This is a genomic window from Uliginosibacterium sp. H1, assembly GCF_036017065.1.
In the GTDB taxonomy this organism is placed as follows: Bacteria; Pseudomonadota; Gammaproteobacteria; order Burkholderiales; family Rhodocyclaceae; genus Uliginosibacterium.
In genome coordinates this window covers 1,032,008-1,054,643 of record NZ_JAYXHR010000001.1, presented here as the reverse complement: position 1 = coordinate 1,054,643, position 22,636 = coordinate 1,032,008, and the positions used below count along the sequence as shown (strand labels likewise).

Sequence of the window (22,636 nt, the reverse complement as noted above, 5' to 3'; positions counted from 1 at the left end):
TTTTGCTCTACAGAATTCCCGTCGCAGGATCGTTCGTGGACCAACTGGATCAACTGATTACCGAGGCGCAGAGGGCATTTTCTGCTGCGCCGGACGTCAATGCGCTGGAGCAGGCCAAGGCGCGCTTCCTCGGCAAGAGCGGTAGCGTGACCGAGCTGCTCAAGGGGCTGGGCAAACTGGATGCCGACGCCCGCCGCACGGCTGGTGCCGAAATCAACCGCGTGAAGAGCGCGATCGAAGCCGCGCTGGAAACCCGCCGGGATGCGCTGCGCGACGCGCAGCTGCAGGCACAGCTGGCTGCTGAAGCGCTGGATGTGACGCTGCCCGGGCGTGGCTTGCGCCAGGGCGGCATTCATCCGGTCAACCGCACGCTGGAGCGCGTGGAAACGCTTTTCCGCTCCATCGGTTTCGAAGTGGCGGACGGTCCGGAGATCGAGACCGACTGGCACAACTTCACTGCACTGAACACGCCGGACAATCACCCGGCGCGCTCCATGCACGACACCTTCTATCTGGAAGGTGCCAGCGAGGTGCTGCTGCGCACGCATACCAGCCCCGTACAGATCCGCACCATGCAGGCGCATGCCGCGAAGTACGCAGGCGGCGCGATGCCCGAGCTGCGCATCATTGCGCCGGGCCGGGTGTACCGCGTCGATTCCGATGCCACCCACTCGCCGATGTTCCACCAGGTCGAAGGCCTCTGGATCGGTGAGCAGATCAGCTTCGCCGGTCTCAAGGGCGTGGTGATCGACTTCCTGCAGCGCTTCTTCGAGACGGACGAGATGCAGGTGCGTTTCCGCCCGTCTTTTTTCCCGTTCACCGAACCGAGCGCCGAAATCGACTTCGCTTTCATGAGCGGCCCGAACAAGGGGCGCTGGCTGGAGATCGCCGGCTGCGGCATGGTTCATCCCAAGGTGCTGGCCAATGGTGGCATCGATGCCGACCGTTACACCGGCTTCGCCTTCGGCATGGGCCTGGATCGCCTCACCATGCTGCGTTATGGCGTGAACGACCTGCGCCTGTTCTTCGATAACGACGTGCGCTTCCTGCGCCAGTTCAACGACTAAAGCTCTCAGGCTCACCGGATACCATGCAGTTCTCCGAAAACTGGTTGCGTTCGCTTTGCAATCCCTCGCTGGACAGCGCGGCGCTGTGCCATCTGCTGACCATGGCCGGCCTGGAGGTGGAGGAAGTCCACGCCGTGGCGCCGCCTTTCACCGGCGTCGTGGTCGCGCAGATCCTGGCTTTCGAGCAACACCCGAATGCAGATCGTCTGCGTGTCTGCACGGTCGATGCCGGGCAGAGCACGCCGCTGCAGATCGTCTGCGGTGCGCCGAATGTCGAGGTGGGCATGAAGGCGCCTTGTGCGCTGGTCGGCGCGAAGCTGCCTGGTTTCGAGATCAAGCCTGCCAAGCTGCGCGGCGTCGAGTCCTTCGGCATGATGTGCTCGGCCGACGAGCTGGGCATGACCCAGGCGCATGACGGCCTGCTGGTGCTGCCTGCCGATGCGCCGGTGGGTCAGGATATCCGCCAGTACCTGGCACTGGACGACAACGCCATCGTCATCAAGCTGACGCCGAACCGTCCGGATTGCCTGAGCCTGGCCGGTATCGCACGCGAACTTTCCGCGCTGACGGATACGCCGCTGGAGCTACCGAAGATCGACGCGGTTCCGGCAACAAGTGATGCGCGCCGCAGCGTCGTGCTGGATGCCCCGCAAGCCTGCCCGCGTTATTTCGGCCGTGTGCTGAAGAGCGTAAACACTGCCGCGGCGACGCCGGACTGGATGCGTCAGCGCCTGGAGCGTTGTGGCCTGCGTTCCATCAGCATCGCCGTCGATGTCACCAACTACGTCATGCTGGAGCTCGGGCAGCCGTTGCATGCTTTCGACGACGACAAGCTTCAGGGGGCAATCCATGTCCGCCTGCCGAAACAGGGTGAGCGCCTTACGCTGTTGAACGGTCAGGAGATCGAGCCTGCCGCCGACATGTTGCTGATCGCTGACGAAGCTCGCGCCTTGGCGCTGGCCGGCGTGATGGGCGGTGCCGACAGCGGCGTGCAGGCCGGTGAAACGCGCAACGTCTTTCTCGAGAGCGCCTTCTTCCAGCCGGACTGGATCGTCGGGCGTGCCCGTGCACTCAACTTCTCTTCAGACGCTTCGCATCGTTTCGAGCGGGGCGTGGACCCCGAACTCGCGGTACGTGCCATCGAACGCGCCACGGCGTTGATCCTGGAGATCTGCGGTGGCGAGGCTGGTGCGTTGGTGGAGGCCGTCGACGCAACCCGGTTGCCGACGCGTGCGCCAGTGCGCTTCCGCCCGCAACGTGCTCGTCGCGTTCTGGGCGTAGCCGTCGCCGATGCAGACATGAAGGCCGCCTTCGAACGACTCGCCTTGAAGGTCGAGATGACTGCCGAAGCTTGGCAGGTGACGGCGCCGAGCTATCGCTTCGATATCGCTATCGAAGAAGACCTGATCGAGGAAATCGCACGCGTCGTCGGCTACGACAACATTCCGCCGCTGCCGCCGCAAGGTCCGATCACCATGCTGCCGGCCGTCGAACGCAAGCGCCCGGTCACCGCGCTGCGTCATCTGCTGGCCGGCCGCGACTACCAGGAGGTGATCAGCTACGCCTTTGTGGAAGAAGCCTGGGAGCGGGATTTTGCCGGCAATGTGGCGCCCATCAAGCTGGTCAACCCGATTGCCAGCCAGATGAGCGTGATGCGCTCCAGCCTCATCGGCGGCCTCGTCGGTGCCCTGGCCTCCAATATCCGCCATCGTGCCGTGCGCGTGCGCCTCTTCGAGGTGGGGCGTTGCTTCCTGAGCGGTGACGCCTCGCAGGCCGTTGCCGGTTATCGCCAGCCGCAGCGCGTCGCGGCCTTGGCTTGGGGCGGTGCCACCAGCGAACAGTGGGGTACTGCTGCACGTAAGGTCGACTTCTACGACGTGAAGGCCGATGTCGAAGCCCTGTTGGGGGGTGAGGTCGAATGCCGGGCCGCCGCTCATCCGGCACTGCACCCCGGGCGCTGCGCCGAAATCCTCCGTGACGGCAAAGTCATCGGCGTCCTGGGGGAATTGCACCCGGCGCTGGTGCAAAAGTACGAATTGATCACGCCACCCGTCGTGTTCGAGCTTGAACTGGACGAAGCCCTGTCGCTACGCTTCCCTCAATTCAGGGAGATTGCGCGCTTCCCGGCGGTAGAGCGGGACATCGCGCTGGTGGTGGATGCCAAACGTTCCGTGGGGGAAATGCTGGCAGGTCTGCGGGCCCAGGCGGACGCCGTGCTGCGGTCCGTCGAGGTCTTCGACGTCTACTCGGGCAAGGGAATCGAGCCCGGTTTCAAGAGTGTTGCACTGCGTATAGTGCTTCAGCATACTGACCGCACCCTGGAGGACGCCGAGGCGGATTCCGTGGTGGGAGGTCTGGTGGCGCGTGCGACCGAGCTGTTCGGCGCCCACCTGCGTGCGTGAGAAAAAGAGAATGATGACGCTGACCAAGGCCGAGCTGGCCGACCTGCTGTTCGAAAAGGTCGGTCTCAACAAGCGTGAAGCCAAAGACATGGTGGAAGGCTTCTTCGAAGAGATCCGCAACGCGCTGGAGCGTGGCGAGGAAGTGAAACTTTCTGGCTTCGGCAACTTCCAACTGCGTGAAAAGCCGCAGCGGCCGGGGCGCAACCCGAAGACGGGGGAAGAAATCCCGATTACCGCGCGCCGTGTCGTGACCTTCCATGCCAGCCAGAAACTCAAATCAGCCGTCGAACAGCTGAGTGATGCAAAGCAGTCCTAAGCCGATCGCGCTCCCTCCCATCCCGGCCAAGCGTTACTTCACCATCGGTGAAGTGAGCGAGTTGTGCGGCGTGAAGCCGCATGTGTTGCGCTACTGGGAGCAGGAGTTCACGCAACTCAAACCGGTGAAGCGACGCGGCAATCGGCGCTACTACCAGCATCACGAAGTACTCCTCGTACGCCGCATTCGCGACCTGCTGTATCGCGACGGATTCACCATCAGCGGTGCGCGCAACAAGCTTGAAGATCTCGCCGAACTGAATCGCGAAGTGGTGGACGAGGTTCGTCGCAGTCGCGCATCGATCAGCGAAGTGCGTGCGGAACTACAAGGGTTGCTCGACGCACTGCGTGCCTGAAGGTCTGAACAAAAAAGCCCGGATCTTCTGGCAGGGCAGCATGCTCTCTGCTATTATGCTGGCCGTGTCGGGGCGTAGCGCAGCCTGGTAGCGCACTTGCATGGGGTGCAAGGGGTCGCGAGTTCGAATCCCGCCGCCCCGACCAAATCTTCTCCCCGTTTCTCTTCTTTCCGAAGCCGGAACGTCCATGCCCCGCTTGCGAATCCTCCTGAGTAACGACGACGGTTACTTTGCCCCGGGTATCGCTGCACTGGCAGCCGAACTTTCCCAGATTGCCGATGTAACCGTGGTGGCGCCAGAGCGCGACCGCAGTGGCGCCAGCAATTCGCTGACGCTCGATCGGCCGCTCCAGTTGCGTCGCGCGCCCAGTGGCTTCTACTACGTCAATGGCACGCCGACCGACTGTGTCCATCTGGCTGTCACGGGCATGCTGGAAGAACTTCCCGACATGGTTGTCTCCGGTGTCAATCATGGCGCCAACATGGGCGACGACACGGTGTACTCCGGCACGGTGGCTGCGGCGACCGAAGGTTTCCTGCTGGGCGTGCCGTCGGTGGCCGTGTCGCTGGTCGGCAAGAATGCGACCCACTTCGACACCGGGGCACGCATGGCCCGGCAGCTGGTCGAGCGTTTCATCGCGCAGCCCTGGCAGCAGCCCGCACTCCTGAATGTCAATGTTCCTGACCTGCCGTTCGAGCAGGTGCGTGGCTTTGTCAGCACTCGCCTGGGCAAGCGCCATCGGGCTGCGCCGGTGATCCGCGATCAGAACCCGCGCGGCGAAACGATCTACTGGGTCGGTCCGGCGGGTGAGGCGGCAGATTGCGGAGAGGGGACTGATTTTCATGCGGTGGCACAGGGCTATGTTTCGGTCACGCCGTTGCAGCTGGACCTGACCCACACGAAGCAGATCAGCCGCGTGGCCGAGTGGTTGGGCGAATGAGTGATCGCCTGCAAGGCAGCGGATTGACGTCGGCGCGTGCGCGGGCGCGCATGATCGAGCGACTGCGTGCCGAAGGCATACGCGACGAACGCGTGCTGGCTGCGATGAATGCGGTGCCCAGGCATGCGTTCGTCGAAGAGGCGCTGTCGTCGCGCGCTTACGAAGACACGGCACTACCGCTCGGTTTCCAGCAGACGATCTCCCAGCCTTTTGTCGTCGCACGCATGGCCGAGCTGTTGCTGGCCGGCCGCGACACGCTCGGCAAGACACTGGAGGTCGGTGCCGGGTGCGGTTACCAGGCCGCCGTGTTGTCGCACATGGCGAGCGACGTCTATGCGATCGAGCGCATCGCCAAGCTGCTGGAGCGCGCCCGTGCGAACTTGCGCCCGTTGCGCTTGCCCAATGTCCGGTTGAAACATGCGGATGGCAGCCTCGGTCTCGCCGCCGTGGCGCCGTTCGATTCGATCATCCTTGCTGCGGCGGCTACGCGTGTGCCGCAGGCGCTGGTCGATCAACTGGCTGTCGGGGGAAAAATGGCATTGCCGCTGGGTGCGACGGATCAGGTCATCCTCCTCGTCGAGCGCCTGTCCAATGGCAGCCTCAAGGAAACCCGACTGGATGCGGTACGCTTTGTACCCTTGTTGCCTGGAACCGAATGACCCCTGTGCAGATGAAGGCCCGCCTGACGATTGTTTGTGCCATGACGGCACTGCTTGCCGCATGTTCCACCACGCAGGAGGCGCCTGCGCCAGTGGAGTCGCGCAGTCCGGCCGGCACGACGCCCACGCCCGCCGCAGTACCCTCCCAGGCCCGTCCCGGGTACTACGTGGTCAAACGTGGTGACACCCTGTACAGCATCGCGCTGGAGAACGGGCAGGACTATCGCGACGTTGCTGCCTGGAACAAGCTCGACAATCCCAACCTGATCCTGGTCGGCCAGGAGCTGCGGGTGAGGGCGCCGGAAGCCGACGTGGTGGCAAGCGCCGAGGTTTCCCCGACCGTCGAAGCGCGTCCGATCGACATGGGACCGCGTCGGATCGAAGCACCTGTCAGCGCGGCCCCCGTTCCGATTGCACCTCCCACGCCCAGCCCTGCCGGCGGCGCCGCCGTGAAGCAGGAGCCCCGCGGCGGGCGCATTGCCTATAGCGAAGAGGCTTGGAAGAACCTGCAGGCGCAGCCTGCAGTGCCGCCAGCGGCATCGTCCGCGCCGGTGGCTGCGGGGACGAGTGCCCCGGCCGCGGCGGTTTCAGCCCCGGCGACCGCCCCCAGACCTGCCGCTTCGGCACCTGTGGAAACCCCCAAGGCTGCCGCTGCCAATGACGCCGGCATGGAGTGGGCATGGCCGGCTGCCGGGAAGGTGCTGGCATCCTTCAATGACAGCACCAACAAGGGATTGGACATCGGCGGGACGCTCGGCGAGCCGATCTTCGCCGCCGGTTCCGGACGTGTGGTGTACGTCGGCAGTGGCTTGCGTGGCTACGGAAACCTCGTCATCATCAAGCACGACGGCAATTACCTGAGTGCGTACGCGCACAACAGCGAGATTTACGTGAAGGAACAGCAGCAGGTGCAGAAAGGGCAGAGGATCGCGGCGCTGGGCTCCAGTGACAGCGATCGGCCGAAGCTGCACTTCGAGATCCGGCGAGAAGGCAAGCCGGTGGATCCCATGAAGTATCTTCCCGCGCGCTGAACTATGTACGATCCGGCATTCCTTGACGACGAAGAGGACAAAGAAGAGCCGGATGTGCCGCCCGAGCTCGAGGCGTTTTCCGAGCCGGCGCCCGTCGTGCCGGAAAACGAATTCCTCAACGACGTCACCCAGATCTATCTCAACGAGATCGGTATCAATCCCCTGCTGACGGCCGAGCAGGAGGCCGCGCTGGCACGCCGCGTGCGCAAGGGTGATTTCGAGGCGCGGCAGAAGATGATCGAACACAACCTGCGCCTGGTTGTGAACATCGCCAAGCACTACCTCAACCGCGGCATCCCGCTGCTGGACCTCGTGGAGGAGGGCAATCTCGGCCTGATCCACGCCCTCGAGAAGTTCGACCCGGAGCGCGGCTTCCGTTTCTCCACCTACGCGACCTGGTGGATCCGCCAGAACATCGAGCGCGCGATCATGAACCAGTCGCGCACCATCCGGCTGCCGGTGCACGTGGTGAAGGAGCTCAACCAGGTGCTGCGCGCGCAGCGGCAGCTCGAGGCCTCGCAAGGCGTCAGCGCCTCGCTGGAAGAAATCGCGCAGAAACTGAACCGTCCCTTGGAGGATGTGCGGGCGGTGCTGGCGCTGAACGAGCACACGGCTTCGCTGGACGCGCCGCTGGATATCGACCCGAACCTGTCGATCGGCGAGTCGCTGGCCGACGAGCAGAGCGAGACGCCGGATGTTTCCATCCAGAACACGGAAGTCGAATCGCTGATCCGTGAATGGACCAACCAGCTGACCGACAAGCAGCGTCTGGTGATCCAGTACCGTTACGGCCTGGACGACGTGGAAGTCCTGACCCTGGAAGACCTGGCTGCGCAGCTCGGCCTCACCCGGGAGCGGGTTCGCCAGATCCAGCTCGAAGCGCTGGCCCAGTTGCGGCGCATCCTCAAGCGTCGCGGTGTGTCGCGCGACGTCCTGTTGTAACGATCACTCTTCCAGCTCTTCGCTGGCGGCGGGTGTCGCCCGTTCATGCAGTGCCCGCAGATCCTGCGGCGTGTCTGCATCGGCGAACCCCTGCGCATGCTCACTCAGGTCCACCGTTACAGCCCCCAGTGATTGCAGCCAGAGCATCGTCTTGCGGCCGCCGGCCGTAAGGAACGCCCGCAGAGACGGCAGGCTGTTGCGCGGGAGCAGCGCATATACGGGTTGCGGATGGCCGTCTACACAGGCCACGGCCGCGCGTCCGGCTGCCGCGATGCTCATGCGCTGCACGTAGTCCATCGGCAGCAATGGCGCGTCGACCGGGCAGGTGATGATCCAGCTCCTGCGTGCGGCGGCCAGCGCGGCTTCGATGCCTGCCAGCGGGCCGAGGTGACCGGCGCGCAGATCCTGCACGACCGGGTGGCCGAGTTCGCGATAGATGCCCAGATTGCGATTGGCGACGATGAGCAGTTCGCTGACCTGTGGCGCGAGCCTCTCCACTGCCCAGGCGGCCAAAGGGCGGTCGTGCAACGTCATCAGGCCTTTGTCCTGCCCGCCCATGCGGGCCCCGGCACCGCCGGCCAGGATGACGCCCGTGATGGCACGGGCAGAACAGGCATTGCGTCGGGGGCTGGCGGTGGCGTCCATGGGTCAGCCACCGATGTAGGACATCTCGATCCTGCGTGTGCCTGGCGTGGCCTCGCTGCGCAGTTCCGAGTAACGGTCGCTGCGGGCAGCCCAGATGGCGGCGATCCTGCCAGCGAGTTGGGCAGGGCTGTCCCCGGCGCGAAGATGCTCGCGCAGATCGTATCCCTGGCTGGCGAACAGGCAGGTAAACAGCCTGCCTTCCGGCGATAGCCGCATACGCGTGCAGTCGCGGCAGAACGCCCGGGTGACGGAAGCGATGACGCCGATCTCGCCGGCGCCATCCGCGTAGCGCCAGCGCTCCGCGACCTCGCCACCGTAACCGGGTTCCAGTGCCTGCAGAGGATGCACGGCGTGGATGTGGTCGAGGATGGCCTGTGCGGGGAGCACGTCATCCAGCCGCCAACCGTTGGTGCTGCCGACGTCCATGTATTCGATGAAACGCAGGATGTGGCCACTGTTACGGAAGTGCCGCACCAGCGGCAGTATCTGTCCGTCATTGAGGCCGCGGCGGATCACTGCGTTGACCTTGACGGGTCCGAGTCCCTCCGCGGCGGCGGCATCGATGCCGGCCAGCACGTCAGCCACCGGGAAATCCATGTCGTTCATCTGGCGGAAGACGGCATCGTCCAGCGCGTCCAGGCTGACCGTCACCCGCCGCAGGCCAGCCTCGCGCAACGCACGGGCGTGGCGGGCGAGGAGGGCGCCGTTGGTGGTGAGCGTCAGTTCCACGTCGGGAATCTCCGCAAGCATCGCGACGAGATCGGGCAGATTCTTGCGCAGCAGCGGCTCGCCACCGGTGAGGCGGATTTTCCGGACGCCCAGTCCTGCAAACACGCGGGCGATCTGCGTGATCTCCTCGAAGCGCAGCAACGCTTCGCGCGGCAAGAAGGCGTGGTCGCGGCCGAACTGATCGCGCGGCATGCAATAGCTGCAGCGGAAGTTGCAGCGGTCCGTCACCGAGATCCGCAGGTCCCGCATTGCTCTGCCCAGCCGATCCGGCGGCGCTTCGCCGGCATGCGCCGGTGCGGTGCGCAGGCGGTCCAGCGAGACAGGATGGAGATGCGTGGGGTGCGACGTCATGACTGCATTATCGGGCGCTGGCGCTGAAGGGCAAGCAGGACAAGCGCGGCAGCGGCAACCCGTTCGTCGCGGTCCGCTCCGCGCCAAGCCGCACCCTGCTTGCATGCGGCGTCATAGAGAGGAATGATCCGCCTGAGCATGCGCCGCTGTCGGACGGACTCGTACAGCGCAGAAAGTAAAAAAGCCAGAAGCTGGGCTTCTGGCTTTTTGGAATTCTGGCTCCTCGACCTGGGCTCGAACCAGGGACCTACGGATTAACAGTCCGGCGCTCTACCGACTGAGCTATCGAGGAACAGAGGCGCGAACTATAGATGCAGAAGAACGCAATGTCAAGAATGGCTTTCGGCCTTTACCGGGCTCGGGTACATTCCCGCCCACACTGGAAAGAGTCCATGATCTCGATGAAATCTCAAGCTTCGTTCGTCTGGCGCGCATGCGCCGTGCTGGCCACCTGGTGGCTGGGGCTGTCGCTGGGGGCGCCGGCACTTGCGGCGGACGCACCGGAGTCCTGGCTCGGCCTGCCGGTCAGTTACGCCGAGCGCAGCTACACCTTCCGTCCCTGGCCGGCCATCGAACTGAAGTCGGTGCGCATCATGACCTCCGACGCCATCACGATGAACCGCGCATGGGTCCGGCCGGACTGGGCGCAGTGGATCCAGGGCGGCAACACCAATGCGATCCGCGTCGACGCCGACGAGATCGTGGCCCGTCCGGCTGCACTGGCGCGCCTCGGTCTCAGCGACGGCAAGTCGACCCGCCGGATCACCCATATGCGCTTCGAGCGGCTGAAGCTGCTGATGGGTACCCGCGAGGTCAATCTGCCTGCCGGCGAAATGGAGTTCGCACCCGATGGCACGCTGTCCCACATCCGCCTGAGTATCGAGGGGGTGAACTTCGATGCGACGCCCAACAGCGGCAAGCTTGCCCTGCTGGTGCAGATGGCCAACTGGCGCTGGGACGCACTGCCGGCGCTACGCTTCGAGAACGTGACTGCCCAAGGCGACCTGACCGACTTCGGCCTGTCTTTCCACAAGATTGGCGGCAATGCGGACGGTGGTTCGCTGGCCGGCACGCTGCGTCTGGCCGTTGACGGCAATTTCGTGATGGATGGTGAGCTGACGCTGGCCAGCATGCGCGCAGCGGATGTGCTGGGGCGGCTGCGGGCTGGTACCACCGTGAGTGGTGCGCTCAATGGCGTGGTGAAGCTCACCGCGAGCGGTGAGCAGTTTACGGACCTCGCCTCGAACCTGGCTGCTTCCGGCACTTACGTGATCAACAAGGGGGCTATCGACCGCTTCGGCATCGCTTCCGGCATGCAGCGCGAGAGCGCAGGGCCGGCCGGTGGCGGCAACACGCGCTTCGAACGCATGAATGGCACCTTCAACGGCAAGACGGGGCAGGTCGCATCGGTGACGGTGCAACGACTGGATAGCGGTCCGCTGCAGGGATCGGGCAACTTTGTCGTGATGCAGGACGGTGTGCTCAAGGGCGGTTTCGCGGCCAGCATGCGCCTGCCCAGCGGCGCGACCCTGAGCCGCAGCTTCGCGCTTGGCGGCAAGGCAGATGCACCACAGCTGTCCACGCGCGATTGAGCCTGCCGCAGCATCCACCATGCCGAAGAAGGAGTTTTTCGTGGCCTGCCTGTGCGCGGCATGGTGCGGCAGTTGCAGGGAATACCAGCCAGCCTTCGAGGCACTGCGCGAGGCTCACCCCGAAGTGGCTTTCGCATGGGTGGATATCGAAGACCAGTCCGAGATTGCCGGCGACATCGAGGTCGACAATTTCCCGATGCTGGTGATCCAGCGCGAACACGACGTGTTGTTCTGTGGGGCCATGCTGCCCGAGGCGGGTATCCTGCGCCGCCTGCTTGAAAGCATGATGGAACAGACGCCGGAGCAGTCTCGCGCTTATGCGCGCGGCAATCCGCAGCGGCTGGCCTGGCAGGGTGAGGCGGATGTACGTGGGCGTCTGGGCGTGTAGGGCATTCTTGAGCGAATGGACGACGACGGAGCGGTGTGCCGCTGGTTCGAGCCCAGGCCGAGGAGGCAGCAATCCAAAAACAAAGGGCCCGTCAGGGCCCTTTGTTCATCTTGCCGGCGCGGTGGCCGGCATCGACACGCTTACTTCAGCACAGCGGCAATCGCATCGGCCACGTAGTCGATGTTCTTGCTGTTCAGCGCAGCCAGGCAGATGCGGCCGGTCGACACGGCGTAGATGCCGTAGTCGTTCTTCAGCTTCTCGACCTGGTCTGCGGTCAGCCCGGTGTAGCTGAACATGCCGCGCTGCTTGATGACGAAGCTGAAGTCCTGCTTCACGCCACGGGCGGCCAGCTTTTCGACCAGACCGGTACGCATTTCGCGGATGCGCACGCGCATGCCGGCCAGTTCGTCTTCCCACTGCTTGCGCAGTTCCGGCGAGGACAGCACGGCGGCCACGACGGCACCGCCGTGGGTGGGCGGGTTGGAATAGTTGGTGCGCACGACGCGCTTCACTTGCGACATGACGCGGCCGGCTTCTTCCTTGCTGGCCGTGACCACGGTCAGCGCGCCGACGCGCTCGCCGTACAGCGAGAAGGACTTGGAGAAGCTGCTGGACACCAGGAACTGCAGGCCGGAGGCGGCGAACAGGTTCAGCGCCACGGCGTCTTCGGCGATGCCATCGGCGAAGCCCTGGTAGGCCATGTCGATGAAGGCGATGAGGTTGCGCTCCTTCACCGCGGCAACGACTTGTTCCCACTGGGCGGCGGTCAGGTCGGCGCCGGTCGGGTTATGGCAGCAGGCATGCAGCACGATGACGGACTGGGCCGGCGCCTTGCGCAGGTCGGCGAGCATGCCTTCGAAGTTCACGCCGCGGGTGGCGGCGTCGTAGTAGGCGTAGGTCGCGACCGGGAAGCCGGCGGACTCGAACAGGGCGCGGTGGTTTTCCCAGCTCGGGTCGGAGATGTAGACCGTGGCGTTGGGGACCAGGCGCTTCAGGTAGTCGGCGCCGACCTTCAGCGCGCCGGTGCCGCCCAGGGCCTCGACGGTCAGGGTCTTGCCCTCGGTGATCAGCGGCGACTCCTTGCCGAACAGCAGGTGGGCAACAGCGGTGTTGTAGGCGGCGGCGCCTTCGATCGGCTGGTAGCCGCGCGCGGGAGCGGCCTTCAGGCGGACTTCTTCGGCGGCTTTCACGGCGCCCAGCAGCGGGATCTTGCCTTCGTCGGTGAAGTACACGCCCACACCGAGGTTGACCTTGGTGGTACGGCTGTCAGCGTTGAAAGCTTCGTTCAGACCAAGGATGGGATCGCGGGGAGCCATTTCCACCGCAGCGAAGATCGAGGCGCTCATTACAACTCCAGGTTGAACCGGCATCCGCTGAACATGTCAGGAGAGTGTCGGCAGGGGGCTTGTCAGGGGTGTTTTACCGCAGGGTTTGCGGAATAATGTCCAGCTTGCCCGGCGGGTTGACGCTAACGGGACAAACCTTCGTAAGGCCTTGAATTTTAGCATGTCAGAGAACGACAACCGAACGACCGTCGTCACCTTCGAGGGTAGCCCCTTCCGCCTGCATCAGCCGTTTCCGCCCGCCGGTGACCAGCCGGCTGCGATCGAGCAACTGGTGGGTGGCATCGACGACGGCCTGCTGTTCCAGACCTTGCTGGGCGTGACCGGCTCCGGCAAGACCTACACGATGGCCAACGTCATCGCGCGCACCGGCAAGCCGGCGCTGGTGCTGGCACCGAACAAGACGCTGGCCGCGCAGCTCTACGCCGAATTCCGCGAGTTCTTCCCGGAGAACGCCGTCGAGTACTTCGTCTCGTACTACGACTACTACCAGCCCGAGGCCTACGTGCCCTCGCGCGACCTGTTCATCGAGAAGGACAGTTCGATCAACGAACACATCGAGCAGATGCGCCTGTCGGCCACCAAGAGCCTGCTGGAACGGCGCGACGTGGTGATCGTCGCCACCGTGTCCTGCATCTACGGTATCGGTGATCCGGTGGATTACCACAGCATGATCCTGCACCTGCGCGAGGGTGAGAAGGTGGCGCATCGCGACCTCATCGCGCGCCTGGTGGGCATGCAGTACGAGCGCGGCGACATCGACTTCACGCGCGGCAAGTTCCGGGTGCGTGGTGACATCATCGATGTATTCCCGGCCGAGAACGCGGAACTGGCGTTGCGCATCGAACTGTTCGACGACGAGATCGAGCACCTGACGCTGTTCGATCCGCTCACCGGCCACATGAAGCAGAAACTCGGCCGCTTCACTGTGTTTCCCTCCAGCCATTACGTGACGCCGCGCGCCACCGTGCTGCGCGCCATCGAGGCGATCAAGGAGGAACTGAAGGACCGCATTTCCTTCTACCAGCACGGCGGCAAGCTGGTGGAGGCGCAGCGCATCGAGCAGCGCACCCGCTTCGATCTGGAAATGCTGACCGAGTTGGGCTTCTGCAAGGGTATCGAGAACTACTCGCGGCACCTGTCGGGCCGTGCGCCGGGCGAACCGCCGCCGACGCTGATCGACTACATGCCGTCGGACTCGCTGATGTTCGTCGACGAGAGCCACGTCGCCATTCCGCAGGTGGGCGGCATGTACAACGGCGACCGCGCGCGCAAGCTGAACCTCGTCGACTACGGTTTCCGCCTGCCTTCCGCAGCAGACAACCGGCCGCTGAAGTTCGAGGAATTCGAGCGCCTGCTGCCGCAGACCGTGTTCGTCTCCGCCACGCCGGCGGACTACGAGAAGAAGAACCAGGGGCAGGTGGTGGAGCAACTGGTACGCCCCACCGGTCTGGTCGACCCGATTGTCGAAATCAAGCCGGCCAGCACGCAGGTGGACGACCTGCTGATGCAGATCCGCCATCGTGTCGCCGTGGAAGAGCGCGTGCTGGTGACGGTGCTCACCAAGCGCATGGCCGAGGACCTGACCGACTACCTGCAGGAAAACGGCATCCGCGTGCGCTACCTGCACAGCGACATCGACACCGTGGAGCGCGTGGAGATCATCCGCGACCTGCGCCTGGGCGAGTTCGACGTGCTGATCGGCATCAACCTGCTGCGTGAGGGCCTGGACATTCCCGAGGTGTCGCTGGTGACCATCCTGGACGCCGACAAGGAGGGCTTCCTGCGCAGCGAGCGCAGCCTGATCCAGACCATCGGCCGCGCGGCGCGCCATCTGCACGGCACCGCCATCCTGTATGCCGACCGCATCACCGATTCGATGCGTCGCGCCATCGACGAGACCGAGCGCCGTCGCAACAAGCAGATCGCTCACAATGAAGCGCATGGCATCGTGCCGCGCTCGGTGAACAAGCGCATCAAGGACATCATCGACGGCGTGTACCAGCCGGATGCGCAGGGCAGTGCCCTGGTCGCCGGGGAGCCCGGCGTCGACTATGCCGCCATGGACGAGAAGGCGCTGGCCAAGGAGATCAAGAAGCTCGAGAAGGCCATGCAGGAGCATGCACGCAATCTCGAATTCGAGAAGGCGGCGGCGGCCCGCGATGCGCTGTTCAAGCTACGCCAGCGAGCCTTTGGCGCCGATCATCACTGAGCGGTGTCGGCGCAGGCCTGCGCTGCGTCAGGACGTGGCCTGGGTCCTATCCAGCGGGGACGCCGAGCGCCAGGTGTTGCGCCCGCTGCGCTTGGCCTCGTAGAGCGCAGCGTCGGCTTTTGCCAGCAGCTCTTCCCCGGTGGAGCCATCCACGCCGGACAGGCTGATGCCCACGCTGGCGCCTATGCTCGCGGGCTGACCGTCCAGGTCGAATGCCTCGTTCAGCGCGACGATGATCTTCTGCGCGACCTTGCCGGCAGCACCCGTCTGGGTCAGCCCTTTCAGCAGGATCACGAACTCGTCCCCGCCAAGGCGCGCAACGGTATCCCCGTCACGCAGCAGCGACTGGATGCGTCGCGCAACCTCACGCAGCAAGGCGTCGCCTGCGGCATGGCCCAGTGTGTCGTTGACGGCCTTGAAGCGGTCGAGATCCTGGTAGAGCACTGCGCAGTGCGTGCCATCCAGGCGGGCCTGTTCCAGCGCCTGGGACAGGCGCGACTTCAGCAGCGTGCGGTTGGGCAGGCCGGTGAGCGCATCGTGCAGGGCGAGACGTTCCAGATCGGTCTCGACCCGTTGCATCCGGCTCATGTCCGTCAGCACGCCGATGTAGTTCTGCACGGCCCCTGTGTCGTCCCGCACGGCGTTGATGGAGAGCCATGCTTGGTATGTCTCGCCGCTGCGCCGTTTGTTCCAGATGGCGCCGGCCCATTCGGCCTTCTCCCGTAGCTGCAGCCACATCGCCTGATAGAAGCCATCGTCATGCCTGTCGGAGCGATGCTGGTTCATCGACTGTCCGACGCATGCCTCTGCCGGAAATTCAGTGATGCGCACGAATGCGCGGTTCACGCTGAGTATCCGTCCATCGCCGTCGGTGACGACCAGGCCCTCCTGTGCATTCTGGAATGCGGCATCGGTCATGTGGAGTTGCGACATCGCGGTGCTCAGCGCCGTCTGCGCCTTCTGCACGTGGTCGTTCAACGCCAGGTTGTCGGCGGAGACGCGGGCGTGGGCACGATGGCTCCTGCGGTAGTCGCGTACGACCAGAAACGCGGATACCAGGAACATGACGATCGACAATGCGGTTCCGGTGCCCGCAGCGATCTTTGCCCGCAGCGTGGAGCGATGGGTGGCCTCCGTCCGCTCCACGAACAAGGCCCGCTCTGCCGCGATGAAGGTGTCGATGTCCTGCCGGATGGCATCCTGGACGTCCTTGCCACGGCGGGAGGCAACCTGCTTCTGGGCTCCCAGCAGTCCCTCCTCGCTGCGTATCTTGATGAGATGCGCAACCAGGCTGAGGCGCTCCATCACGCGTTGCTGGATGGCAAGGCTGCGTTGCAGCTGCTGCGGGTTGTCGACCACCAGCAATTGCAGATCGCTGAGCTCGTCCGAGAGCCGGCTGGCCGCGACCGTGTAAGGGTCGAGGAAGGAAGTGTCCCCGGTGAGGCTGTAGCCACGCCCGGCTGACTCCGCTTCGGTGATGTGGGAGAGGACGGTCTGCGCTGTCGCGATGACTTCTTCGGTATGGCGTACCGAGGCGACATCGGCCTCCAGCCGGCGGATACTCGCCAGGGAGGCAACGGTGACGAAGATGAACAGCACGGTGGCAACCGCGAGTCCCGTAATGATGCGCCGCTCGCTGGTCAGGTGGATGGGCCTGGATGTCCTCATCGTCTGCTGATCGGTCGGAACCGGTTACGCCGATTCCGATACTATGCCGCCACTACCGGTATTCCTGAAAGCCTCCGGTCGGCGCGTGCGACTCATCCGCCTGCCGATCATGCGGCGCCCTGAAGTGCATGAAGGCAAAAAGCATCAAACGCATCCTGTTCGTCTGCACCGGCAACATCTGCAGATCGCCCACCGCGGAAGGCGTGGCGCGCCACTGGATCCTGCGTACTGGCCTGGATGGCGAGGTCGAGGTGGACTCGGCCGGCACGCATGCCTGGCACGACGGCGAGGCGCCTGATCCGCGTGCCCAGAGAGCTGCGTCGAGGCGTGGCTACGACCTGTCGAGGCTGCGCGCCCGGCCGGTGCTGCCGCAGGATTTCGAGCGCTTCGACCTGATCCTTGCGATGGACCGCGGCCACTACGTTTGGCTGCGTCGCGAGTGTCCGCCCGCGCTGCAGGAGCGGGTGAAGATGTTCCTGGATTTCACGCGCGCACCGGGCGATGTGCCCGACCCCTACTATGGTGAAGAGGCGGGTTTCGACTCCGTGCTCGATCTTTGCGAAGACGCGGTGCGTGGTCTGATCGACAGCCTGCGCTGAGGCGAAGCATCAAGCGGTGACGATCCAGCCTTCAAGTGGATCGAAATCCTCCGGCAGCCCCCAACGCGCACCCGCACGCTGCGTGGCCCACGCGGCCTGCACCAAGGCGAGCGTGGCGTCGAGCAGATCGCCGGAACCCTCTTCCAATATCGCCGCGACCTGTGGTGCCGTCGTCTCCAGCGGCAGGCCCAGCGGATGGCTGCCAGCACGCAGGGCTTCCACGATCTGGCTGCGTGCGAGTTGTCGTGCTGGCGTGTGCTTCGTCGCGTTGTCATTCTTGTAGGACGCCTTGGTGATGGCGCGTGCGAGCAGGCCTGGATAAGCCTCCAGCGCGACGCGGTCACCATCGCCGGCGTGCATGCCCGGGAGGTGCAAGCCTGCGGCGAGCAGGCGTGGTGCGCCGGCCAGGAACATCAGCCCGACCGGTGGATTGACCAGTTTCATCGGGCTGTGCGAACGCGCCGGAATGTCGGTCTGGCGATGCACATAGCGCTGGCCTGCAGGGCGGGCCTCACGCGCCGCGTTCAACGCCGCGCGGAAGTTCTCCTTGCCGAGTGCCGCAACATGCGCGACGAGCGCAGCCCAGTCTGTCGGCCATCCCAGCGTGTGCACCAGTTCCCGCGGCAGGCCGAAGGGAAAGTCGAAGGCTCCGCACCAGGGGCCGGGTGTGTGCAGGAAGTGTTCGAAGCGGGGCCAGTCCGCGCAGTGCTCGAAGTCCTCCAGCCTTACGCGACCGTCCTTCAGCACACCGCACGCAATCGTGATCGTCTTGCGCCGCCGTGGGGCGGAAGTGAAATCGACGCCGTAGAGCCTCATGCGAAGCGCTGACGTGCGAGGGTGATGGTGGCGGCGTGGATCGCCACCGTGTCGGCAATGTTCTCGGCATATCCGCCTGCCATGGCGATGACCACCGCTACGCCGCGACTCTGGCAGGCTGCGAGCACCATGTCGTCACGCCTGCGCAGGCCCTCGAAGCTCAGCGACAGGCGTCCGAGTCGATCGCCTTCGAAGGGGTCGGCCCCCGCCAGGTAGATGACCAGCTCAGGCTGGCTGCGGCTGAAAACCTCGTCGAGGCCGCCCTCCAGCGCAGCGAGATACGCGACGTCTTCCGTGCCGTCCGGCAACTCGATGTCGAGATCGCTCAGCTGCTTGCGAAAGGGAAAGTTCTTCGCGCCGTGCATGCTGAAGGTGAACACGCTGGCGTCGCCGGCGAGGATGGCGGCCGTGCCGTCACCCTGATGGACGTCGCAGTCGATGATCGCTACCCGGCCGATACCTTCCTCCGCCTGCATCGCGCGAGCAGCAATGGCAGCGTCATTAAAAACGCAAAAACCGCTACCAAAATCGGCGTGTGCGTGATGCGTACCACCGGCGAGATTCGCTGCACATCCATCGCGTAGTGCGCTGCGTGCAGCCTCTATCGTGGCTCCCGACGAACGGCGGGAGCGTTCGATCATTTGTGGCGTCCAGGGAAATCCGATGCGCCGGATTTCATCGGGATCGAGTGCTCCGTCCACTGCACGCTGCAGGTACGCCGCCGTATGGGTACGCATGATCTGCGTATCAGTGGCCGCCGGTGGCACATGAAAATCCTTATCGGAGAATAGTTTGCTGTGAATCAGTGCTTCACGCAGCAAGCGGTACTTCGCCATCGGGAAGCGATGTCCTGCAGGGAGGGGGAGGACGAACTGTTCGGCGTAGTAGAGATTCATATCCGGGGGCGCATCGCGGAGAGCCTTGCAGGCTGCGGGTCTACGCGTATGCCCAAAAGGGCGAGTGTTCTATTCTCTCGCTTGTGCGGTGCAAATGAATGGCTTATCTTGCCGCCAGCAGTCGATTGGTAGTGTGTTGTTGAACGCCTTGACCCCGTCTCGCGACGGACCGCCATGTAGTGTCTTCACCGCTGTCCTGTTCGGATTGCTGCGAACGATCCGCTTCGGATCATTGAGTACATCTCTTGTAAGTAAGGACGTCAGAATGGCAACCGGTATTGTCAAGTGGTTCAACGATTCCAAGGGCTTTGGCTTCATCACTCCGGACGGCGGTGGCGATGACCTGTTTGCCCATTTCTCTGAAATCCAGGCTGGCGGTTTCCGTTCGCTGAAGGAAGGCCAACGCGTGGAATTCGAAGTGAAGCAGGGCCCGAAGGGTCGTCAGGCTTCCACCATCAAGCCGCTGTAATCCAGCAGGCCTGATGCAGGAAGGCAGGGTGCAAACCCTGCCTTTTTTCTTGCCTGCAATTATGTTTTTGTCATGCGCAGCCGGGCGCGCTCGATCCAGAAGCCGACGCCGTCGAGCAGCTCGCGATCGCTGAACGAGCAGCTGTCGCCACTGAAAAGCTGGCTGGACTCCAGGCGCATGCACAGGTCTTCGAGCACCTCGGCGAAGCGTGGTGGGAGCTGCGTGCATAGCGGGCTCGCCGTGTCACGCAGCAGGCGGGCGAAGTCGGCGGGCGAGAGGCTGCCGTCCCGGCGGCGGGCCAGCGCGTAGCTCAGCTGATCAAGTGTTTCCGTCATGCGGTGGCCTTCAATACGCCCAGGGATTCGCGCATCAGGGTGGCGAAGGCCTCTGCCGTCATCGGTCTGCCCATCAGGTAGCCCTGTACTTGCGAGCAGCCGTGGCTACGCAGGTATTCCAGCTGGGTGGCGGTCTCCACGCCCTCGGCGATCGTCGACAGCTGCAGGCTGGAGCCGAGCTGGATGACGGCGCGCAGGACGGCCGAGTCGTCCGCGTCGGTGCCGATGTCCCGCACGAACGACTGGTCGATCTTCAGTTTGTCGATGGGGAATTTCTTCAGGTAGGCGAGATTGCTGTGGCCGGTGCCGAAGTCGTCGATCGCGAGTTGCAGCCCCAGTGCCTTCAGCCGATGCAGGCTTGCAAGAAGCTGCCCGGAGTCTTCCGCCAGCATGCTCTCGGTAAGCTCGAGCTCCAGGCAACCGGCAGGCAGGCCGGTCTCGATCAGCACGCGGGTGACGGTGTCCACCGGATCGCTGTGCTGGAACTGCACGGCGGACATGTTCACGGCGACGGTCAGGTCGGGCAGGCCTTGTGCGCGCCATTCCTGGGCCTGGCGGCAGGCCTCGCGCAGTACCCATTCGCCGAGCGGGATGATGAGCCCGCTTTCTTCCGCAGCGGGAATGAGGCGGGCAGGCGATACCAGCCCATGCTCCGGACTGTCCCAGCGCACGAGGGCCTCGGCACCGACGATGAGCCCGCTGATCATGTCGATCTGGGGCTGGAAATGCAGGACCAGTTCGCCCCGGCGCATCCCCGCCCGCAATTCGTTCTGCAGGCTCAGGCGTTCCCGCGCGTCGGCGTTCATGCTGTCGGCGAGGAAGCGATAGGTGTTCCGCCCGGCGTCCTTGGCACGACGCAACGCGGTGTCGGCACTCGCAAGCAGTTCGTCGAAATCGCGGCCGTCCTCCGGGTACAAGGCGACGCCGATCGAGAAGCTGGAGATCAGTATGTGCTCGTCGATGCTGATCGGCTCGGCCATGCGCCCAAGGATGCTCTCGGCAATTGCGGACACTTCGTTGTGGTGGCGGAGGTCGGGCAGGACCAGGACGAACGCGTCACCGTCGCGCCGGCTGAGCGTGGCTGCATGGCCGATGCAGTCCTGGATGCGGGCCACCGCCGCCTGCAACAGGCGGTCGCCGAAGACATGGCCGAGACGTTGATTGACCTCTGCGAAACGATCCAGGTCCAGCAGCATCAGCGCGGCCAGGGAGTGTTCACCGTGGGCGAGGGACCGCTCCAGGCGGTCCGAGGCCAGCGCGCGGCTGGGCAAGCCTGTCAGGCTGTCGTGAAGCGCATGGAGTCCGGGCTGGGCATCGGAGCGAGGGCTGATGTCGGTAAATATGGCGATGTAATGCGACGCGGGGGCAGCCCCTTCGCGAACGGCGCTGATGCTCATCCATAACGGCACTGATTCACCGTTGCGGTGCCGGTTCCAGATCTCTCCCTGCCAGATGCCTTCGCTTTGCAGGGTCTGCCACATGCCGTGGAAGAACGCGTCGTCGTGACGGCCGGACGCGAAAATGCGCGGGTCCTCGCCCGCCACCTCCTCGACGCCGTAGCCGAGGATGTCGGTGAATGCGGGATTCAGCGTGATGATCCGGTTGTCCGGGTCGGTGATCATGATGCCGGCGCGGATGTCGCGGAACATCGTGTCGGTGAGGTGCAGCTGGCGCTGGGTGCGGCGCAGTTCGCTGAGATCCACGTCCAGGCAGTACATCTCCAGCTCGTTGCGGGTGTTGCGGATCATCACGTGGCTGGAGAACACCGGCGCCACGCTGCCGTCCTTCCGCTGCAGGTCCAGTTCGCTGGCGGGGATGGCCGGGCCGCCATTGGTCCACCCGGTGATGAAGCGGACCACGTCCTCGCGCATCGGCTCGGGGATGATCAGGTCTTCCAGCTTGCGCCCCAGTGCTTCCTCGCGGCGATAGCCGTAGAGTGCATGTGAAGCCGGGTTCCAGTAGATGACCTCCCGCTGGCGGTTGTAGCCCTGCACGGCGATATTGGGGATCTGCTCGAAGATGGCCCGGAAGCGCCGCTCGCTTTCCTCCAGGCGCGCCGCCGCTTCCTTGAAGGGGCTCATGTCGGTGCCAACACCCAGCAAGCATGTCTGCCCCCGGTAGGCGAACAGCCGCGTGCGGAAGTACACCGGCTGAAGCGAACCGCCGCGGTGGCGCAGCAGGCCTTCGTTCTGGCCCTGGCCGTGGCGCAGCACATGGTCGATCTGCTCCCGCACGGTCTCGCGGGCCTGATCGTGGAAGTAGTCGAGCACCGAGTATTGCGCGATCTCCTCGCGGCGGTAGCCGGTGGCTTCCTCCAGGCCGGCGTTCCACAGCAGCAGCTGGCCGTCCGGACGGAACAGGAAGACGAGCCCCGGCAGGCTGTCGATCAGGCGCTGGGAGAACTCCGCATCGTTCACCAGGCTGAGCTCCTGGCGCTTCTGTCGCGTGATGTCGCGCACCATCAGCACGTGCTGGTGCGCAGGTCGGGCAGACGGGTCGGGCGGCAGGCGGGTGACCTGGTACCACTGCGGGCCGCGTGCGCCGTCCAGCACCACTTCCACGTCCGTCTCCGGGCTGGCGCGCAGGCGTGCTTCCATGGATTCCGGCAGGCGCGTGCCGGGCACGGCGCGATCGAATACGTCCTCGATGCTCGGGGTGAAGGATTCGACGATCCGCCAGTCATCGTCGCACAGCAGGAGTACCGAGCGCGTGGCGGACAGGGTGGCGTTCAGGAGTGTGCGAGGAATCGTCATGCCGGATTTATGGAGCCGGAGCGGGCGGGGCTGAGCGGATTATCAGGTCAGACTGCGGCCACGTGGAGTAAGGGTTTGCGCAGAGTCGGCATTTGCGCGCGATGGGCACTTGGGGCATGCTCGCCCCG

At 64.6% G+C, this 22,636-nt stretch carries 21 protein-coding genes and 2 tRNA genes; 14 read left to right on the top strand and 9 right to left on the bottom strand.

Annotated features, from left to right (window positions below; translation table 11 throughout):
• The first annotated feature begins 35 nt into the window (after nucleotides 1–35).
• From pheS to rpoS, 9 genes are all read left to right on the top strand, one after another.
• The gene (gene pheS, locus VVD47_RS04780) at nucleotides 36–1,067 is read left to right on the top strand and encodes a phenylalanine--tRNA ligase subunit alpha (protein ID WP_327602254.1); all 1,032 of its coding nucleotides are present in this window, start codon (nucleotides 36–38) and stop codon (nucleotides 1,065–1,067) included.
• Between the two features lie 23 nt (nucleotides 1,068–1,090).
• Nucleotides 1,091–3,469 carry a phenylalanine--tRNA ligase subunit beta gene (gene pheT / locus VVD47_RS04775; RefSeq protein ID WP_327602253.1) on the top strand — a complete coding sequence of 793 codons (2,379 nt, stop codon included), beginning with the start codon at nucleotides 1,091–1,093 and terminating at the stop codon, nucleotides 3,467–3,469.
• A 13-nt stretch (nucleotides 3,470–3,482) separates the two neighbouring features.
• Nucleotides 3,483–3,785 (top strand): integration host factor subunit alpha, encoded by a 303-nt coding sequence (locus VVD47_RS04770; RefSeq protein WP_327603186.1) that lies wholly within the window; start codon nucleotides 3,483–3,485, stop codon nucleotides 3,783–3,785.
• Nucleotides 3,769–4,140: a MerR family transcriptional regulator gene (locus tag VVD47_RS04765; protein ID WP_327602252.1), complete on the top strand. Its 372-nt coding sequence runs from the start codon at nucleotides 3,769–3,771 to the stop codon at nucleotides 4,138–4,140. Before VVD47_RS04770 ends, VVD47_RS04765 begins: the two co-directional genes overlap by 17 nt.
• Before the next feature lie 68 nt (nucleotides 4,141–4,208).
• Nucleotides 4,209–4,285: transfer RNA gene (locus tag VVD47_RS04760), tRNA-Pro, on the top strand.
• A gap of 51 nt (nucleotides 4,286–4,336) precedes the next feature.
• Complete coding sequence (surE, locus tag VVD47_RS04755) at nucleotides 4,337–5,080, top strand: 5'/3'-nucleotidase SurE (RefSeq protein ID WP_327603185.1); 744 nt, start codon at nucleotides 4,337–4,339, stop codon at nucleotides 5,078–5,080.
• The gene (locus tag VVD47_RS04750; RefSeq protein WP_327602251.1) at nucleotides 5,077–5,739 is read left to right on the top strand and encodes a protein-L-isoaspartate(D-aspartate) O-methyltransferase; all 663 of its coding nucleotides are present in this window, start codon (nucleotides 5,077–5,079) and stop codon (nucleotides 5,737–5,739) included. Before surE ends, VVD47_RS04750 begins: the two co-directional genes overlap by 4 nt.
• 11 nt (nucleotides 5,740–5,750) lie before the next feature.
• Nucleotides 5,751–6,770: a peptidoglycan DD-metalloendopeptidase family protein gene (locus tag VVD47_RS04745; RefSeq protein ID WP_327602250.1), complete on the top strand. Its 1,020-nt coding sequence runs from the start codon at nucleotides 5,751–5,753 to the stop codon at nucleotides 6,768–6,770.
• A 3-nt stretch (nucleotides 6,771–6,773) separates the two neighbouring features.
• The gene (gene rpoS / locus VVD47_RS04740) at nucleotides 6,774–7,712 is read left to right on the top strand and encodes an RNA polymerase sigma factor RpoS (protein WP_327602249.1); all 939 of its coding nucleotides are present in this window, start codon (nucleotides 6,774–6,776) and stop codon (nucleotides 7,710–7,712) included.
• Between the two features lie 3 nt (nucleotides 7,713–7,715).
• Here the strand turns inward: rpoS and mobA are convergent, their stop codons facing one another.
• The 3 genes from mobA to VVD47_RS04725 all read right to left on the bottom strand — a co-directional run bounded on the left by mobA (nucleotide 7,716) and on the right by VVD47_RS04725 (nucleotide 9,729).
• On the bottom strand, nucleotides 7,716–8,357 hold the full coding sequence (mobA, locus tag VVD47_RS04735) for a molybdenum cofactor guanylyltransferase MobA (protein ID WP_327602248.1): 642 nt from the start codon (nucleotides 8,355–8,357) through the stop codon (nucleotides 7,716–7,718).
• A 3-nt stretch (nucleotides 8,358–8,360) separates the two neighbouring features.
• Nucleotides 8,361–9,437, bottom strand: coding sequence for a GTP 3',8-cyclase MoaA (moaA, locus tag VVD47_RS04730; RefSeq protein ID WP_327602247.1), 1,077 nt, complete (start codon nucleotides 9,435–9,437; stop codon nucleotides 8,361–8,363).
• A gap of 216 nt (nucleotides 9,438–9,653) precedes the next feature.
• Nucleotides 9,654–9,729: transfer RNA gene (locus VVD47_RS04725), tRNA-Asn, on the bottom strand.
• A 100-nt stretch (nucleotides 9,730–9,829) separates the two neighbouring features.
• Here VVD47_RS04725 and VVD47_RS04720 point away from each other — a divergent pair.
• Both VVD47_RS04720 and VVD47_RS04715 read left to right on the top strand, forming a co-directional pair.
• On the top strand, nucleotides 9,830–11,029 hold the full coding sequence (locus VVD47_RS04720) for an AsmA-like C-terminal region-containing protein (protein WP_327602246.1): 1,200 nt from the start codon (nucleotides 9,830–9,832) through the stop codon (nucleotides 11,027–11,029).
• A gap of 19 nt (nucleotides 11,030–11,048) precedes the next feature.
• Nucleotides 11,049–11,417: a thioredoxin family protein gene (locus tag VVD47_RS04715; protein WP_327602245.1), complete on the top strand. Its 369-nt coding sequence runs from the start codon at nucleotides 11,049–11,051 to the stop codon at nucleotides 11,415–11,417.
• 140 nt (nucleotides 11,418–11,557) lie between these two features.
• Here VVD47_RS04715 and VVD47_RS04710 read toward each other — a convergent pair whose 3' ends face one another.
• Complete coding sequence (locus VVD47_RS04710) at nucleotides 11,558–12,763, bottom strand: amino acid aminotransferase (protein ID WP_327602244.1); 1,206 nt, start codon at nucleotides 12,761–12,763, stop codon at nucleotides 11,558–11,560.
• Nucleotides 12,764–12,923: 160 nt separating this feature from the next.
• On the opposite strand from VVD47_RS04710, the gene uvrB reads away from it, so the two are divergent.
• On the top strand, nucleotides 12,924–14,972 hold the full coding sequence (gene uvrB, locus VVD47_RS04705; RefSeq protein WP_327602243.1) for an excinuclease ABC subunit UvrB: 2,049 nt from the start codon (nucleotides 12,924–12,926) through the stop codon (nucleotides 14,970–14,972).
• Nucleotides 14,973–14,999: 27 nt separating this feature from the next.
• On the opposite strand, the gene VVD47_RS04700 is transcribed toward uvrB, so the two are convergent.
• Nucleotides 15,000–16,640: a diguanylate cyclase domain-containing protein gene (locus VVD47_RS04700; protein ID WP_327602242.1), complete on the bottom strand. Its 1,641-nt coding sequence runs from the start codon at nucleotides 16,638–16,640 to the stop codon at nucleotides 15,000–15,002.
• 128 nt (nucleotides 16,641–16,768) lie between these two features.
• Here VVD47_RS04700 and VVD47_RS04695 point away from each other — a divergent pair, with 128 nt between their 5' ends.
• On the top strand, nucleotides 16,769–17,239 hold the full coding sequence (locus VVD47_RS04695; RefSeq protein ID WP_327602241.1) for a low molecular weight protein-tyrosine-phosphatase: 471 nt from the start codon (nucleotides 16,769–16,771) through the stop codon (nucleotides 17,237–17,239).
• Nucleotides 17,240–17,248: 9 nt separating this feature from the next.
• On the opposite strand, the gene VVD47_RS04690 is transcribed toward VVD47_RS04695, so the two are convergent.
• Together VVD47_RS04690 and VVD47_RS04685 are read right to left on the bottom strand one after the other, a co-directional pair.
• Nucleotides 17,249–18,055, bottom strand: coding sequence for a DUF429 domain-containing protein (locus tag VVD47_RS04690; protein ID WP_327602240.1), 807 nt, complete (start codon nucleotides 18,053–18,055; stop codon nucleotides 17,249–17,251).
• Nucleotides 18,052–18,951: a histone deacetylase family protein gene (locus VVD47_RS04685; RefSeq protein ID WP_327602239.1), complete on the bottom strand. Its 900-nt coding sequence runs from the start codon at nucleotides 18,949–18,951 to the stop codon at nucleotides 18,052–18,054. The genes VVD47_RS04690 and VVD47_RS04685 overlap by 4 nt, the downstream gene beginning before the upstream one ends.
• 265 nt (nucleotides 18,952–19,216) lie before the next feature.
• Here VVD47_RS04685 and VVD47_RS04680 point away from each other — a divergent pair, with 265 nt between their 5' ends.
• Nucleotides 19,217–19,420 carry a cold-shock protein gene (locus VVD47_RS04680; protein ID WP_327602238.1) on the top strand — a complete coding sequence of 68 codons (204 nt, stop codon included), beginning with the start codon at nucleotides 19,217–19,219 and terminating at the stop codon, nucleotides 19,418–19,420.
• Between the two features lie 59 nt (nucleotides 19,421–19,479).
• Here VVD47_RS04680 and VVD47_RS04675 read toward each other — a convergent pair whose 3' ends face one another.
• Both VVD47_RS04675 and VVD47_RS04670 read right to left on the bottom strand, forming a co-directional pair.
• Nucleotides 19,480–19,755 (bottom strand): hypothetical protein, encoded by a 276-nt coding sequence (locus tag VVD47_RS04675; protein ID WP_327602237.1) that lies wholly within the window; start codon nucleotides 19,753–19,755, stop codon nucleotides 19,480–19,482.
• On the bottom strand, nucleotides 19,752–22,508 hold the full coding sequence (locus tag VVD47_RS04670) for a sensor domain-containing protein (protein WP_327602236.1): 2,757 nt from the start codon (nucleotides 22,506–22,508) through the stop codon (nucleotides 19,752–19,754). Before VVD47_RS04670 ends, VVD47_RS04675 begins: the two co-directional genes overlap by 4 nt.
• Between the last annotated feature and the right edge of the window lie 128 nt (nucleotides 22,509–22,636).

What these genes read in the sequence shown, in the direction of transcription:
- VVD47_RS04675 (WP_327602237.1), bottom strand. Translation starts at nt 19,755, where the DNA reads ATGACGGAAACACTTGATCAGCTGAGCTACGCGCTGGCCCGCCGCCGG.
- VVD47_RS04765 (WP_327602252.1), top strand. Translation starts at nt 3,769, where the DNA reads ATGCAAAGCAGTCCTAAGCCGATCGCGCTCCCTCCCATCCCGGCCAAG.
- pheT (WP_327602253.1), top strand. Translation starts at nt 1,091, where the DNA reads ATGCAGTTCTCCGAAAACTGGTTGCGTTCGCTTTGCAATCCCTCGCTG.
- VVD47_RS04750 (WP_327602251.1), top strand. Translation starts at nt 5,077, where the DNA reads ATGAGTGATCGCCTGCAAGGCAGCGGATTGACGTCGGCGCGTGCGCGG.
- VVD47_RS04685 (WP_327602239.1), bottom strand. Translation starts at nt 18,951, where the DNA reads ATGAATCTCTACTACGCCGAACAGTTCGTCCTCCCCCTCCCTGCAGGA.
- mobA (WP_327602248.1), bottom strand. Translation starts at nt 8,357, where the DNA reads ATGGACGCCACCGCCAGCCCCCGACGCAATGCCTGTTCTGCCCGTGCC.
- VVD47_RS04700 (WP_327602242.1), bottom strand. Translation starts at nt 16,640, where the DNA reads ATGAGGACATCCAGGCCCATCCACCTGACCAGCGAGCGGCGCATCATT.
- VVD47_RS04715 (WP_327602245.1), top strand. Translation starts at nt 11,049, where the DNA reads ATGCCGAAGAAGGAGTTTTTCGTGGCCTGCCTGTGCGCGGCATGGTGC.
- moaA (WP_327602247.1), bottom strand. Translation starts at nt 9,437, where the DNA reads ATGACGTCGCACCCCACGCATCTCCATCCTGTCTCGCTGGACCGCCTG.
- VVD47_RS04710 (WP_327602244.1), bottom strand. Translation starts at nt 12,763, where the DNA reads ATGAGCGCCTCGATCTTCGCTGCGGTGGAAATGGCTCCCCGCGATCCC.
- VVD47_RS04745 (WP_327602250.1), top strand. Translation starts at nt 5,751, where the DNA reads ATGAAGGCCCGCCTGACGATTGTTTGTGCCATGACGGCACTGCTTGCC.
- VVD47_RS04690 (WP_327602240.1), bottom strand. Translation starts at nt 18,055, where the DNA reads ATGAGGCTCTACGGCGTCGATTTCACTTCCGCCCCACGGCGGCGCAAG.
- VVD47_RS04695 (WP_327602241.1), top strand. Translation starts at nt 16,769, where the DNA reads ATGAAGGCAAAAAGCATCAAACGCATCCTGTTCGTCTGCACCGGCAAC.
- uvrB (WP_327602243.1), top strand. Translation starts at nt 12,924, where the DNA reads ATGTCAGAGAACGACAACCGAACGACCGTCGTCACCTTCGAGGGTAGC.
- VVD47_RS04770 (WP_327603186.1), top strand. Translation starts at nt 3,483, where the DNA reads ATGACGCTGACCAAGGCCGAGCTGGCCGACCTGCTGTTCGAAAAGGTC.
- rpoS (WP_327602249.1), top strand. Translation starts at nt 6,774, where the DNA reads ATGTACGATCCGGCATTCCTTGACGACGAAGAGGACAAAGAAGAGCCG.
- VVD47_RS04680 (WP_327602238.1), top strand. Translation starts at nt 19,217, where the DNA reads ATGGCAACCGGTATTGTCAAGTGGTTCAACGATTCCAAGGGCTTTGGC.
- VVD47_RS04670 (WP_327602236.1), bottom strand. Translation starts at nt 22,508, where the DNA reads ATGACGATTCCTCGCACACTCCTGAACGCCACCCTGTCCGCCACGCGC.
- VVD47_RS04720 (WP_327602246.1), top strand. Translation starts at nt 9,830, where the DNA reads ATGATCTCGATGAAATCTCAAGCTTCGTTCGTCTGGCGCGCATGCGCC.